12 protein-coding genes are annotated in these 14,160 nt (G+C 59.0%); 2 read left to right on the top strand and 10 right to left on the bottom strand.

Annotation, left to right across the window (positions count from 1 at the left end):
* The 10 genes from JJQ51_RS32240 to JJQ51_RS32195 form a co-directional block, all read right to left on the bottom strand.
* On the bottom strand, window positions 1–466 hold a 466-nt coding region (locus JJQ51_RS32240; RefSeq protein ID WP_269244689.1), incomplete at its 3' end, for a cytochrome ubiquinol oxidase subunit I.
* A gap of 81 nt (window positions 467–547) precedes the next feature.
* Window positions 548–2,236 carry a thiol reductant ABC exporter subunit CydC gene (gene cydC, locus JJQ51_RS32235; protein WP_269245834.1) on the bottom strand — a complete coding sequence of 563 codons (1,689 nt, stop codon included), beginning with the start codon at window positions 2,234–2,236 and terminating at the stop codon, window positions 548–550.
* A complete protein-coding gene (gene cydD / locus JJQ51_RS32230; RefSeq protein ID WP_269245833.1) occupies window positions 2,233–3,993 on the bottom strand; it encodes a thiol reductant ABC exporter subunit CydD in 1,761 nt (586 codons plus the stop codon). The genes cydC and cydD overlap by 4 nt, the downstream gene beginning before the upstream one ends.
* Window positions 3,994–4,451: 458 nt before the next feature.
* The gene (locus JJQ51_RS32225; protein WP_152093892.1) at window positions 4,452–5,153 is read right to left on the bottom strand and encodes a CBS domain-containing protein; all 702 of its coding nucleotides are present in this window, start codon (window positions 5,151–5,153) and stop codon (window positions 4,452–4,454) included.
* A 220-nt stretch (window positions 5,154–5,373) separates the two neighbouring features.
* Window positions 5,374–6,690: an NRAMP family divalent metal transporter gene (locus tag JJQ51_RS32220; RefSeq protein WP_113353525.1), complete on the bottom strand. Its 1,317-nt coding sequence runs from the start codon at window positions 6,688–6,690 to the stop codon at window positions 5,374–5,376.
* Entirely contained in the window at window positions 6,687–7,391 is a 705-nt protein-coding gene (locus tag JJQ51_RS32215; protein WP_152093893.1) for a CBS domain-containing protein, read from the bottom strand. Before JJQ51_RS32215 ends, JJQ51_RS32220 begins: the two co-directional genes overlap by 4 nt.
* A gap of 91 nt (window positions 7,392–7,482) precedes the next feature.
* The gene (locus JJQ51_RS32210) at window positions 7,483–7,794 is read right to left on the bottom strand and encodes a hypothetical protein (protein ID WP_113388846.1); all 312 of its coding nucleotides are present in this window, start codon (window positions 7,792–7,794) and stop codon (window positions 7,483–7,485) included.
* Between the two features lie 141 nt (window positions 7,795–7,935).
* A complete protein-coding gene (locus JJQ51_RS32205; protein ID WP_269245832.1) occupies window positions 7,936–9,870 on the bottom strand; it encodes a heavy metal translocating P-type ATPase in 1,935 nt (644 codons plus the stop codon).
* Window positions 9,871–10,053: 183 nt separating this feature from the next.
* On the bottom strand, window positions 10,054–10,809 hold the full coding sequence (locus JJQ51_RS32200) for a glycosyltransferase family 25 protein (protein ID WP_113353521.1): 756 nt from the start codon (window positions 10,807–10,809) through the stop codon (window positions 10,054–10,056).
* Window positions 10,810–10,812: 3 nt separating this feature from the next.
* Window positions 10,813–11,892, bottom strand: coding sequence for a glycosyltransferase family 25 protein (locus JJQ51_RS32195; protein ID WP_442967360.1), 1,080 nt, complete (start codon window positions 11,890–11,892; stop codon window positions 10,813–10,815).
* 138 nt (window positions 11,893–12,030) lie between these two features.
* On the opposite strand from JJQ51_RS32195, the gene JJQ51_RS32190 reads away from it, so the two are divergent.
* On the top strand, window positions 12,031–12,708 hold the full coding sequence (locus tag JJQ51_RS32190) for a response regulator (RefSeq protein WP_269245831.1): 678 nt from the start codon (window positions 12,031–12,033) through the stop codon (window positions 12,706–12,708).
* 383 nt (window positions 12,709–13,091) lie between these two features.
* Window positions 13,092–14,042: a sensor histidine kinase gene (locus JJQ51_RS32185; RefSeq protein ID WP_269245830.1), complete on the top strand. Its 951-nt coding sequence runs from the start codon at window positions 13,092–13,094 to the stop codon at window positions 14,040–14,042.
* The last annotated feature ends 118 nt before the right edge of the window (window positions 14,043–14,160 follow it).

Raw genomic sequence — 14,160 nt, 5'->3', positions numbered from 1 at the left:
CCGGGTTCTGCATCCAGCCATTGGCAATCAGGATCCACAGCGCCGAGAAGTTCGATCCCAGCGCCACCGCCCAGGTCGCGACCAGGTGGCCAACCTTCGACAGCTTGTCCCAGCCGAAAAAGAACAGACCGACGAAAGTCGCCTCCAGGAAGAAGGCCATCAATCCTTCGATCGCCAGCGGCGCGCCGAAGATGTCGCCGACATAATAGCTGTAGTAGCTCCAGTTCATGCCGAACTGGAATTCCATCACGATGCCGGTTGCAACGCCGAGCACGAAGTTGATGCCGAAGAGCGTCCCCCAGAACTTCGTCATTTGCCGCCAGATCTGGCGGCCGGTCATGACATAGGTCGTCTCCATGATGGCAAGCAGCACGGAAAGGCCGAGCGTCAATGGCACGAACAGAAAGTGATACAGCGCCGTCATGGCGAACTGCAGGCGCGACAGCGCCACGATATCGAGTTCCATAGTCTTTCTCCCACGCTCCAAAAGGTGGTTGATGCACCGCGGCCTTGAACGGCCTTGGCTATGATTGATCGGTCAGATGTCTCAGTCCTGCCTCAGTCGGGCGAGCACTGCATCAAATTCGGTTTCTCCCCGCCGCGCGGTCGCGACGATGCGGCCCTTCTCAAGAACAATGATCCGGTCGGCGATCTCGGCTTCACGGCGAATATGCGTGGCGATCATCAGTGAACGCCCGCGGCTGCGGTCGGCGATGCGGTGCATGACATCACGTCCGGTTTCGCGGTCGAGGCCTTCCGTCGGCTCATCGAGAAGCCAGAGCGGCGTATCGCGCAACAGGAGCCTTGCGAGTGCCAGGCGACGGGATTGCCCGCCGGATAAGCCAAGCCCGCTTTCGCCGAGGCGCGTGGAAAGGCCTTTGGGCAGGGCCTGCACGTCTGGCAGGAGGCCGGCATCCGCAAGCGCCGCGTAGAGCATCTCATCGTCTGCGTCCGGGGCAGCAAGGCGCAAATTATCTCGCAGACTGTCTTGGAACAGCTCCGTGCGTTGGGGGAGCATTGTCGCCGGAACGGTTTCGACCACGCCGCGTTCGATGGCGAGTTCGCCGGCTAGGATGGCAAGCAGCGTCGACTTTCCGGCTCCGCTCGGGCCTATCACCGCGAGATGCTCGCCCAGTGTCAGGGAAAGCGCGAGATCTTCAAGCGAAGCCACCGCCGCTGCGTCATACCGTGCGGATATGCCGGAGAGCCGAACGGCCAAGCCCGCGGGCGGCATCTGATGCGCGGTGGCCCGGGCAACCTGTTCCAGACGCGGTGAAATGCGACGGGCAGCAAGCATGGTGCGGCCGAGTTCCAGCGCCCCACGGCGCAGCGCTGCAAAGGGTTCGAGCGCTGCAAGGGCCACCAGCAGGCCGAGAGCGGCAATCGGCGCACCGATAAGGCCGCGTTCTGCCAGGGCGGTGAGCGCCAGCAAAGTGCCGGACAGCAACGCGGCCGAGGCGAAGCCGAAGCCGGCGACAACACCGCTTTCGATCCGGTTCAGCGTATCATCTGCCTTTCGTAAACGATAATCGGCGACAGCGAGCGCCGCGCATTGTGTCTCCAATCTCCCGGCCATGAGGAGTTCGGTCTGTCCGGCGACGAGATCGATGGCACGCGAGCGCAGTGCTTCTATGGCGCGCGCCCGCTGTCGCGCCGGTTTCAGCGCCAGGCGTCCCGCAAGGGCCGGAATGCCAAGACCGGCAGCGACAAGCCATAGGCCAACGAGCAGCCCGAACGGGACCGAGAGCAGCATCAACGCGATGCTGACCGCCAGGGCGGAGACGATGGCGACGGTAGCCGGCACCAGAACGCGCAAATAGAGGGAGTCGAGCGCATCGATGTCCGCCGTCAGCCGGAAAAGCAGCTTGGCAGGCCTCTGCATCAAAATCGTTGCCGCCCCAGGTGCTGCCCAACCGCGAAACAGATTTTCGCGAAGAGCGGCAAGAACGCCGAGCGTCGCGTCATGGGTCGTCAGCCGCTCGCCGTAGCGCGCGCCAGTGCGAAGGATCGCCAACAGCCTGATGCCGGCGGACGGGGCAAAGACATCAAAGGTAATGGCCGTCGCCGTCAGGCCGGCAAGCGACGTCGCCGTGATGAACCAACCCGAGAGCCCGAGCAGGGCGATGCCAGCGAGCACGGTGAGGGCCGACAGCAGCGCGCCGAGCAACAATACGCGTCCCCGCGCTGCCAGGAAAAGCCGACAGATGGGATAAAGAGTGGAGAATGTCGACGTCATGCGGCTTCCTCCCGGACCGATGCGTCGATATGGATTACCCGACCCATTCTTGCGGCCAGAACGGGGTCATGTGTGGCGACAACGAGTGTCCGCCCGCGAGCAATTGCCAATAACGCATCGGTGACTTCACGTGCGGTTTCGGTATCGAGATGTGCGGTCGGCTCGTCCGCGAGAATGATGTCAACATGCGGGGCCGCGGCGGCACGGGCAATCGCTAGCCGGAGGGCCTCGCCGCCGGACAGACCCGCCCCACCTTCGCCGATGGACGTGGCGCCGCGCTGGGTCACAATTCGCCGTAGATGGGCAAGGTCAATCGCTTGTTGTACCGCGCGCGGGCTGACTTCGGGGCGGCCGAGCGTGATGTTGCCGGTCATCGTGCCGGCAAAAATATGCGGCCGCTGCCCGATCCAGGCCATGCGCCGTCGGACCGCGGACGCGGAAATATCATCAAGCCGCCGCCCGCCGACGTGGATCATTCCACTCTGCGAAGGAACGAGACCGGCAATCATCGACAGCATGGTCGTCTTGCCAGCACCGCTTTCTCCCAGGAGAGCCACATGCTCACCGGCTGCGATCGTTAGGCCGAAATCATGGAAAACAGGCGTTTGTTCGGGCCGGTGCCGGAAACAGAGCCGACTGATATTGATTGAAGGCAATGTATGCTCGCGGCTGGTTTCCTCCACCTTTTCATCGCGCCGGCCCGGCAACCTCGTGCCAGCGCCGGATAGGGCGTCTAGAGCTTCCAGGGCTGCCTCTCCGGCCGCCCGGTCGTGCCAGACCGCCGACAGCTCTCGCAGAGGTTCGAAGAAGCTCGGAGCCAGCAGGAGAATGAACAGACCTTGGGTCAGGCTCAATCTGCCGAACCAGGTGCCGACATCGAGCGCGCCGAGCATATTGAAGCCGACATAGACGGCCATTGCGGCAACGCCCAGCGCGGCGAACAGCTCAAGCACCGCGGAAGATAGGAAGGCGATCCTCAGCACCGCCATGGTGCGCATCTTGAGCTGTTCTGCATCGGTCCGCAATCGCAAGGCGGTGAGATCGACGGCGCCGAGCGCGCGAATAGTGGCAAGGCCGCGCAGCCGGTCGAGGAGAAAAGCATTGAGTCCGCCGGTCTCGGCCAGTTGCTGTTCGCTTGACGCCTTGGCTCGCCAGCCGATCAGGGCCATGAACACGGGGATCAGTGGTGCCGTAAGGAGCAGAGCGAGGGCCGCTATCCAGGAGACCAACGCAACACAGATGAGGATGGCCGGTGGGACGGCACTTGCTTTCAGTCGCGCCGGCCGGAAGCGAGCAAGATAGGGCACGATGGCTTCAGCCTGCTCGGCGATCAGGCTGGCTGCGAGACCGGACGCTGGACGATCGCTGTCCAGTGGCGATCGGGCGGCGAGTGCCGCAACTGCAATATCGCGCCGCCGGCTCAGTTCTGCGCGCGCGGCTCGAAAAGCCAAACGTCCGCCCAAGGCATCGAGTCCGGCACGCAAGGTGCCAAGAAGAAAGACGAGCAGCACACTTACCGCCGTTGCCATCATGCTATGCCTGTCAGCGATCACGCCTATTCCACTGGCAAGCAAGGCTGCTTGAGGAATCCAGAGGAGTGACGCCAGCGTTTGCACGAGAGCGGCCCGTGACAATTTGGCACGCATTGTCCTTGGCGACCGGTCTTTTGTGGAAGACGGTGGGATTGAGCTGTAGGTGCGGTCGGTCTCCGCCTCTCGTCTGACTTGCGATCCCGTATTGAAGAATGCGGTGGTCATCGTGCCTGCCTCTTGTCGATGGGGTTGGCGCTCATGCGCGTGCCCTCGAGTAAACGGCGGGCGTCTTAGCTGCCTCGACAAGCCCGAGATGACTGGGAAAGGATTGGACGAGAGGCGCAGGGCTCATGGTGATTTCCGTCGCTTTAGTGCCTTTAGACGATTCTAAAACGCACTTCATCCGGTGCGAGATTTTTGGGTTGTCTGACCGTCTGCACGGTGAACTTGACGTTTAGTAACCTGCCCGTGACGCTTCAGCTTTGACCTAGGTCAACTTCGAGAAACTATGACAGACGGGTCTTGCTAGGCACGGTCTCCGTCGGTGCGGGAAACGTTTGGTCGTCATCAGCAGCCGATTTTGGGTGACCGAGGAATCCAGACGGCGGCCAAGGTAGGGCGTCGAGCTATTCGTTCGCCGCCCCTCCATGTCGTCTTTCTTGCGCCTATAGAGATTGCGTTGTTCAGACCGCCGGCATGGCAACGCCGAGATAGGGATCGATCCATGTGATCTGGTCGGTAACGGACTTGACGCCTGGCACGTTCTCCGCCGCCACCTTGGCGGCCAGTCGCTCTCTTTCGTCGAAGATTGTACCCGACAATTCGACGACGCCGTTGTGAACACTGACTTTTATGAAGCCATTCTGGCTCCAGTCCTGATGGGACAGCTCGGCAATGACGGCCTCGGCGATCTGATCGTCGCTGGCTTGTCCCTTCTCCTTTGGCAGCATGTTGGCCAGCGCGCGCAAGAGGTCTGATCGGCAGGCCATTCCGATTACTTTGCCTTGTACGACGACGGGCAAGCGCTTGACCCCATGCTTTTCCATCAGGTCGACGGCAACCGAGAGCGAGGCATTGGGAGCAATAGTGACAACTTCCGACGTCATCACTTCCTCAATGCTGCGGCCATGCGAAAGAACATATTCGTCAGCGAGCTTGCCGGGGCTGGTTAGAAACTCGAGCAGCCAGGGTCGCTTGCGCTCCGTCTGCAATTCCGAGCGGCGAAGGAAATCGCCCTCGCTGACAATGCCGACAATATTTCCGCCGGCATCAACGACTGGAAGACCGCTGATGTGACGGTCGAGCATGATCGTCGCCGCATCCACAACGGATGTTTTGGGGCTTACGGTGATAGCTGGTGCGTTCATGATTTCTTGAATGAGCATGGTCTTCTCCGGCGATGGATTTGGTTTGCGGTGCCGATAGGGGTTGGGTTGTTCCATGCCGACAAGGTTACACAGCGCACGATTGCCACGCTTTGATCGACATCAAACGAGCGACGCTAGTAGCGATCATCGGCAAGCCGTTTTGTGCGACATTGAAGCGCCTGTTTGAGAGATACCCGGTAACTTCGATTGACCAAGGCTGGAGAGCTCCACTAGAAGCCTATTGTGGAACGAGCATCATCCCGGCTGCGACCGCCATCAAGGCGACCGTGCCCCAGCCGATGCATACGGCCCCTTTCCCGATTGTGTATGGACCCATGATCTTGCGGTTTGCCGCCAGCAGCAGAATGACGGCAATGAGCGGGACGGCGAGCAGACCATTGATCACAGCGCTCCAGAACAATGCGTTCATCGGAGTGATCGGCGAATACTGAATGATCAGCGCCAGCAGCACACTTATGGCGATCACGCCGTAAAAGCCCCGAGCGTCATTTGGACTGCGTTCCAGGCCGAATTTCCATCCCATGGCCTCGGCAAGTGCATAGCCGGCCGAGCCCGCGAGAACGGGCACGCCGATGAGACCGACGCCCAGTATTCCGAGCGCGAAGATAAGTGCGGCAAAGGGTCCGGCTAGCGGCCGCAGCGCGCTTGCTGCTTGCGCGGCGGTGTCGATCTGCGTGATGCCGGCGACATTGAGCGTCACGGCGGTCGCCAATATGATGAAGAAAGCCGTGAGATTGGAGTAGAGCATGCCACTCCATGTATCCCAGCCAATACGACGAAGTTCCTTGGGAGCTGTCGCACTGTCTCTGGACAAAGGCACTGAACCGGGAGCGGCATTCATCTCCTCCACCTCTTCCGATGCCTGCCAGAAAAAGAGGTAAGGACTGATCGTCGTACCGAAGACGCCGACGACGACCGCGGCATAGGTCGACGTCGGAGTGATCCTTGGCCAAATCGTCCTCAAGGCGACTTGCTGCCAGTCGATGTGGACGGTGAAAAGGACCGCCGCATAGGCCAGGAGCGAAATTGTCAGCCACTTCAAGAACGCGACATAGCGGTGATATGGGATGAAGACCTGAAGCGCGAGCGTTCCGAAAACGAAGAACATTGTCATCAGGTGCCGGTTGAAGCCTGTCACCAGCTCCGCGACCTCGCCCATGGCGGCAACATCGGCGGCGATATTCAGAATATTGGCGATCAGGAGCGAGAAAACGACGGCATAGAGGACCATCGGTGGAAATGCGGTCTTTATGTTCGCCGCCAGGCCCTGCCCGGTCACACGACCGATCCTTGCGCACGTCGCCTGGACGACCGCCATCATCGGAAATGACACCGGCATGGTCCATAGCATGTTCAGACCGAATTGCGCTCCGGCCTGGGAGTACGTGGCGATGCCGCTCGGATCATCGTCGGCGACACCGGTGATCAGGCCTGGACCCAAACTCGCGAGTGGGTGCTCTCGTAGGCGAGCAAGACGACCCGACAATCGCGATCGCCACGAGGATCGTCCAACGGTGACGAGTTCCTGACTCATTGGCCGCTATCTCGCGTCGTTGAAACGCTGACGGCGTCCGAAGGCAGGAGCGTCGTGCGATCGACATATCCATTGATTCCTCGAATTCCCTCGATAAGCGTTCGGATCGCCTTTTGTTGGATATTGGACTCGACGATTCCCTGGACTTGTACCTGGCCGTCTTTGACGGCGACGTCGATCTTGTTGCTATCAATCCCAAGATCCGCGGCCAGCCTGGTCTTGATGGCGAGCTTTATGGCGTCATCGCCCTTAGCGATGTGTCGACCAGGCGCGTCGATGACTAGATTGATCAAATCGCATCGACTGACGATACCGACAAGACGATGGTTGCTGATAACAGGAACTCGCTTGATTTTGTGAGACAGCATCAGGTTGCCGATCCGCCCGACATCCGTCTCGGGGGTAACGCTGATAACCTCACGGTTCATCGCCTCGCCAACCGACCAGCCGTAAATTTGAATATAACTGTTCAAACCATGCCGATCGTATTGCTCTGGTCCGTCTTTGGCCGACGACGCCCAATTGTCGCCGACGCGTCGCATGAGATCCCCTTCGGTCAGGATGCCGCAGACCTCGCCATTGTCGTCAATCACGGGAAGACCGCTGATATCATTGGCGCGCAAGAGCAGCGCCGCGTTTCGGACGCTCATCGTTGGAGTGGCTGTGATGACATTCCGTGTCATGATGTCCTTGGCTTGCACGACGACTCTCCATCTTCACTTACGTTAGGGATTCCCGCTATAGTGACGCCCACGGAATCGCAGGCACGCCAGAAGCCGCTCGATGCCATCCTCAGGCATCGTTTCGGATTGATTCCAGAACGATCGCCTGCTCTTGGGCCGAGGCCAGCAATTCTTCCGCATATTCCTCAGCGGATTTCGTGTCGGTTCCGCACAGTCTGGCGTCATGGCATTTGCGATCGATGGCGTGCCGCATTGCTTTGATGAGATCTGCTCTCTCTTCGATATCGTGAAGACGTATCAGACGGGTGAGCGCCGTCTGCGCGATGAGTTCAAGAACCATCATGCGGCCCTCCACCTCGCCGAGGGAGGGAATGGCTTTAGAGGCTGCACCGCCCAGGCTGTCGCGTTTGGCTCTCAGCATTGGTTTGTTCCTTCATGGGTTTGGTTGCAGAAAGCAGTCTGCGGATATTCGCCGCTGCGGCATTGATCAGAATCAATGAGGGGAAGGATCTTCCCGACGAGACGCGGAGCGGCGTGGTGATGTGATCCGGCGATCTGTGCTTCAGGATAATTGCGTCTTGGAGGCAGGGCTGGTCGGTATATTCGCGAACTGGCTGTATGGACCATCCTCCGATTTGGAAGGGCCAAGCGCACGCAATGCATTCAGGATAACGGCGACATCGATGACTTCCTGAAGCAAAGCGCCGTGCAGCGGCGGTAAATAGCCGAATGCCGCGGCGATCATGCCGGCAACCGAAAGGCCAAGTCCCACAACCACGCTCTGGCGGGCGATCGCAACAGTCCGGCGGGCGACAACAAGGGCGGCTGCCAAGGGATCAAGCCGGTCCACGAGCAGTACGATGCTTGCCGCCTCCGAAGAGGCCGCCGCCCCGCGCCCGCCTAATGCAACACCTACGTCGGCCGCCGCAAGTGCCGGCGCATCGTTGACGCCGTCACCCACCATCATCACCGGACCGAAGCTTTTAGCCGCAATAACGGCCTCCACTTTTGAAGCCGGTGTCTGCTCGCCGAGCACCTGTTCGATGCCGAGGATGTTGCCGACATGCGAGGCAACATCCAGGCGATCGCCGGAGGCAAGAACGATTTTCGCGATTCCGGCGCTGCGCAATCGCTGCAGAACGCTGATAGCCTCCGCGCGCACCGGATCGGCCATGATGATATTTCCCGCGACAACGCCGTCGATTGCGACTGTCACCGTCGCTTCACCGGATCGATGATGATCTTCAAGGTCTTGGGAAGTGCCCCGAACACTTCGGCTTTTCACAAAGCGGCTACCACCGATCACGACGCGGCGTCCGTCGACCATTCCTTCAAGCCCCAGTCCGCCGACTTCCTCGACATTGGTCGGCGGCGAGAGCCGCAGATTGCGCTCCTGCGCTCCCGTGATCAAAGCGGCAGCCATGACGTGGCTCGATGCTTGATCCAAGGAGGCGGCAAGACGCAACAACTCGTCCTTATCGATCCAAGCGTTGCAGCCGACCGCCACGATTTGCGCCTTGCCGTGCGTGAGTGTGCCGGTCTTGTCCAGGACAGCAACCCGTACGCGGCTTAAGGCTTCAAGGGCGCCACCGTCTTTGACTAGGCAGCCTATCGTGGCACAGCGCGAGATGCCCGACATGAGCGCGACCGGTACGGCCAGGATAAGCGGGCAGGGCGTGGCGATGACGAGAACGGCAAGAGCACGTCGCGGATCGTCGGACAGCGGCCAGGCCGTCAACGCTATCGCTACCGTCATAAGCAAAAATGCCAGGCCATAGCGATCCGCAAGGCGCGCCATCGGCGCCTTGCTTTTCTGGGCCGTCTCGACGAGGCGCACAACCGCAGCATATGTGCTTTCAGAGGCGGGGCGGAGTGCCTTGAGGGTAAAGACAGGACCTACCGATGCGCTGCCGCTGAGAACCTCTTCACCAGCTCGATGATCCACAGGGAGTGGCTCTCCCGTTAACGCAGACTCGTCAAGAATGGCGCGGGGAGACAGAAGAATACCATCGACGGGCAGCACTTCGCCTTGACGGATCATGATGTGGTCGCCGGCAACAATCTTCTCGATAGGAGTTGGTTCCAACCGATCGCCAACATAGCGAAATGCAGTTCGTGCCACTCGTCCCATCAGTAACGTCATCTCACGGGCTGCGCGGCCGGACGCATATCCCTCCAGCATCTGTCCACCTGCATACATCAGCGCGACGACGTTGGCTGCAAGGCTTTCGCCAAAGTAGAGGGCGAACGCCATCGACAGGGCGGCGACGATATCCAACCCGAAATCGCCGTGATGCAAGGAACGGAAGGTCTGCAGCAACAACGCGCCCAGGATCGGCAAGGTGGCGAGTGCCCAGACAAGAGAGGCAAGCGCGACGTTGTCGATCAATATGAGGGTAAAGCCTGCCAAAAGCCCGAATGCCGCAATCAGCACCAAAGATGACCCACTGGTTTTTAGCAGGAAAACTACCGTGCTAGTCACGCTGGAGAATGTCATCCTTGGCTCCGGTGGCTGAGTTTGTATCCGATATGACGTTGCACTCGATCGGCCGATTAGAACCGTTTCCTTCGATCAGACATTGATCCGCCTCAATGCGACCCGTCCGAGAGATGCGAATTTTATGAAAAGCCGCGAATAGATCGCTTCTTCCGCTCCGCAGTGCGATTCATGGTGTGTTGGTCAAATCTCGAGCGCATATTTAATCCGTCGTGAATAGTCCAGCGCACGTAGAACATGCGTCGGTAATCGTCGTGCTTCCGAGAATTTTATCGCCCTGTAGTCGGCTCTGGTTCCGATCTGCGTGTTTTGGCTATGATTGCCGAGTTCGACGATGTTTTCTCTCACCGTAAGAATATTGGCGCCGTGGTCCCACCCACGTTCCAAGGCGACATCAAAGGGGAGGATCATGGTCCGCATTGCTGAGGCAATCGCCCGCGCACCGTTGCGGGTGACGATGTAGCATGCGGCGGATCCCTGGGGACCGTGCAAACAACGGCCGATCTCATCTCCAGAAATCGTCGTGGTGAGCAGCCGGAACCCGCGGATCCTGTGGTTGAACAGCTTGACGATGTCAGCGGTCGGCGCCGCGGCAAGTATCTGCGAGGTCCGCTCCAGCAAATCGCCGACGATTTCCACGTCGTCCTCGATAACGATGGATGCCTCGAATGTGCTGGATAGGAACATGTCCACGGCGCGCAGGTGGCTTCGGTAGCAGCCGTACTCGCCCGGCAGTAATTGTCTACCGCCATGTCTGAAAAAACTGGCGTGATCGACGTCGACATAGCCCGTGGGAGCGACACTATGCCCGTCAATGGCGGGAACCCGTATGATATGAATACCATGGGCGAGTGCCTGCGAGCGGATAGCTTTCCACCTGTCAACACATCTGGCCAGGTTAATGACATAGACACCGAGGCTCTCGGGTAAAACAACCATTGATCAGTCACCCCTGCTCCCATCCGTCAATGACAAGGGTTTTGTGCGGGTTCCTGAGGAAAGGCTGTCCATTCTTCGTAAGAAGGCATGCTTCAGCAAAAGCCACGTCAATTGCCGAAGACGACATATAAAGCGCGACGCTTCCAGCCATGCGCGATAGGGCTGAACAGTCACGTGGCGCCATCGCCGCAAATGATAGGTTCGGCGTTTGGCCTGGATCTGGGACGGCAATCCGGTATCCTGGTTGATCGGCACGGGAAAGACAAAAGCGGCCTTCAGGCCCGCCAGATATTCAAGGTCGAAGGCAAGATCGAACGGCAAACGCATCGGAACGAGCTTTTCGACAAACCACGTGGCGGCTCGCCGGTTGAGCAGATAGGCGCCCGATCCTTTCTCGCGAGTAAGCGCCACGGCAAGGGAGCGTTGGGACGTCAAGTCGGCAAACGGGTATTTGCGACCGCGATTGACCGTCGAAAGCCGCAGGATGTCCCAATCGGCGTTCGCCTCGATTGCGGCCCTCAAGAGTTGTTTCAAGTCGGCGGGAAATTCGAGATCATCCTCCAGTATCAGGGCGAATTCTGACTCCGAGGCAAGCAGGCGCTTTGCGCATTCAATATGGCTGAGGTAGCAGCCGACCTCCGCGAGATTGCCCATTCTTCCATGCAGAAGCCTGTAGGCTCCCTCGCGGAAGTCCTTGATGGGCAATTCAAGCGCTTGTCCGTCGACGGCGGCAACTCGTTCGAACGGCAGTTGTATACTATCGAGCTTATCCCGCATGGCGGACAGCCGATCAGCAGCACGGTCGAGATTGATGAGGTAAGTCTTCATGGGAAGATCGCTAAGATCTTTGTCATTCATGCTGGGCGCTCGTTCCGACAGGAATGGTGGCGATTGTGTTTGTCGGAGCGGACATTGTTTGGCCTGGCTTACGGGCGGCTTACAGAAACTTGTCAAAAAAGTGAAAATAGCCCTCAGGTTGGATTTCCGGCGCAAGTTTAGCTGGAGCGCCCAGCCCATCGCCCAGGCGGGAGTAATGCGGAGGCTTTTCTCGTTCGCCTGCCGCCGGGATATCGAATTGGACATCGCGACCCGCGATGCCGCGGGATCGAGGCGGGTGCCGCAAAACGGATGCCAAGAGGCGTGCCTCGAATTCGCCAAGAACAAAGAGGCTTTTGCGCTTAAGTCACCCTACGGATCAACGCCAAAGTTTTGGACTGGCTCATGCGCGTGCTGCTCGTTGAAGACAATGCCAAGCTCGCATCGCTGACAAGCGAGGCAATGCGTTCGCATGGCTTTGCTGTCGATTGGGTCGGTTCAGCCAGCGATGCCGAGGAGGCTATCTCCACGATCAGCTATGAGGCGGTCATTCTCGATCTCGGCTTGCCAGATCGCGACGGCCTGTCTTTGCTCGAACCTGTGCGTCGCCGGGCGCCCTCAACGCCTATTCTCATCCTGACGGCACGCGATGCCGCAAGTTCGATTATCGATGCGCTCGACAGCGGTGCCGATGACTATCTCGTCAAGCCCTTCGTTATGGGCGTGCTGATCTCGCGCGTTCGTGCCTTGATGCGTCGCCCAGCCCTGCGCCACGATACGATCCTCAGGGAGCGCAACGTCCATCTTGATCTTTCACAGCATATTGCCAAAGTCGGAGAGGTTGAACTGCAGCTCAGTCGCCGCGAGTTCGCCGCGCTGGAGTTGTTTCTTCGGAGATTCAACAGGGTCCTCTCCAAGGGTGAGGTCGAGGAGTCGATCTATGGCTTCGGCGAGGAACTGAGCTCCAACGCCGTCGAGGTTCTCATCCACCGATTGCGTAAAAAGCTCCAGGCCGCGGGTGCTGCGATCGATATCCATAACATGCGAGGTGTCGGCTATATGCTGACGGAGGGACGTTCATGACATTTCGCCGACTGACGCTATTCAGGCGCCTCGTCGTTGCTATGTCTATCGTCGCACTGGTTGCAGTCTGTGCGAGCGTTCTTTTCTTGTACGTCCGTTTTCAAGCGGCCAACGATGCTTTTCGTGAAGAGACGCTCTCGACTTTCGCGCAAGACATGCAGCGCCAGTTCGCCTCGGATCCGCAACTCATCGGTGGGCCGGCAGCTGCCTTGAAAACGCGAATCGAGGAACTGCGCGGACAATTCGCCATAGTGACCGATACAGGGAAAGTTCTTGCCAGTTCGGAGACGTCGGATCAGCCGCTGGTTCCTGTCTCAAACCAGAAGGTTCGGTACTTTTTGCTCCCGAGTCACGACAAAGTCAGAGCCCTTTTTGGCATCTCAATGCAGCTTGATGCCACTGATCCCGCGCGTTTCGTGCAAATCGCCTTCCCGCGGGAGCACGTCATTTTCGATACCGTATTGGAGGAGTTCGTCACTGACATCGCGTGGATATGGATTCCATTCGTCTGTCTTCTTCTGCTGGTCAACATCCTCGTGCTGAAATTCGCGCTGAAGCCATTGAGCCAGGCGGCGGAAGAGGCACGGCAAATCGGGCCCTCCAGCATAGCTACGCGACTGACGGAAACCAAGATGCCGGAGGATGTGCTGGCATTGGTGAGCGCGGTCAACGAGGCGCTTGATCGCTTGCAGGCGGGCTTTCTGTCACTTGAGCAGTTTTCGAGCCATCTTGCCCATGAGCTTCGGACGCCGCTCGCGATTATCAAGGCTCGTCTTGCGCTCTCGCAAGATGCAATCGCACGGAAAGTCGAGGAGGATTTCGAGGGTGTAGAGCGGCTGGTCAGTCAATTGGTCGATCGCGTCAGGATCGGTGGCCTGCATTTTGAGGCAAGCGACCGGGTGGATCTTGGTGATATCGGACAGCGGGCAGCGGCATTCCTTGCGCCGGTCATTCTTTCCAAGGGCCGCGACATCGAATTGCAGTCACCCTTGGAGCCCGTCGTGATTAGCGGCGCGTTCGATTTTATCTTTCGAGCCCTGCGCAATCTTATTGAGAATGCACTGAACCACACGCCTCCGGGCACGACGATTACGGTGACGATCTTTCGATGTGGCATCACGGTCTCTGATTCCGGCCCAGGATATCCCGCTCGATGGCTCGAGCCGATTGCGGTTGTCGGCAAACCCGACAGCGGAGCGAGCGGTCTCGGCCTTGGCCTGTCGATCGTGAAGGAGACGATGATTGCTCACGGAGGCGATCTCAAACTCACCAATTTGCCGGAGGGCGGAGCATCCGCGACAATGGAATTTCCAATCCATCGGAAAGCGATCTGAGAATGGAGCCTTCATGTTCTGCAAAGATTATCTTGGCAGAAAGCTGAGGCTTGGCAGTTGTCGGACCTGCTGATGCAGCTCCTTTGCCCGGGCTTATCGAGCTCTGCCCTTCTTTAGA

This window comes from Rhizobium sp. AG207R, assembly GCF_027109195.1.
GTDB classification, from domain to species: domain Bacteria; phylum Pseudomonadota; class Alphaproteobacteria; order Rhizobiales; family Rhizobiaceae; genus Rhizobium; species Rhizobium dioscoreae.
The sequence above is the reverse complement of the archived record's forward strand: the minus strand, read 5'-3'. Positions and strand labels throughout refer to the sequence as shown.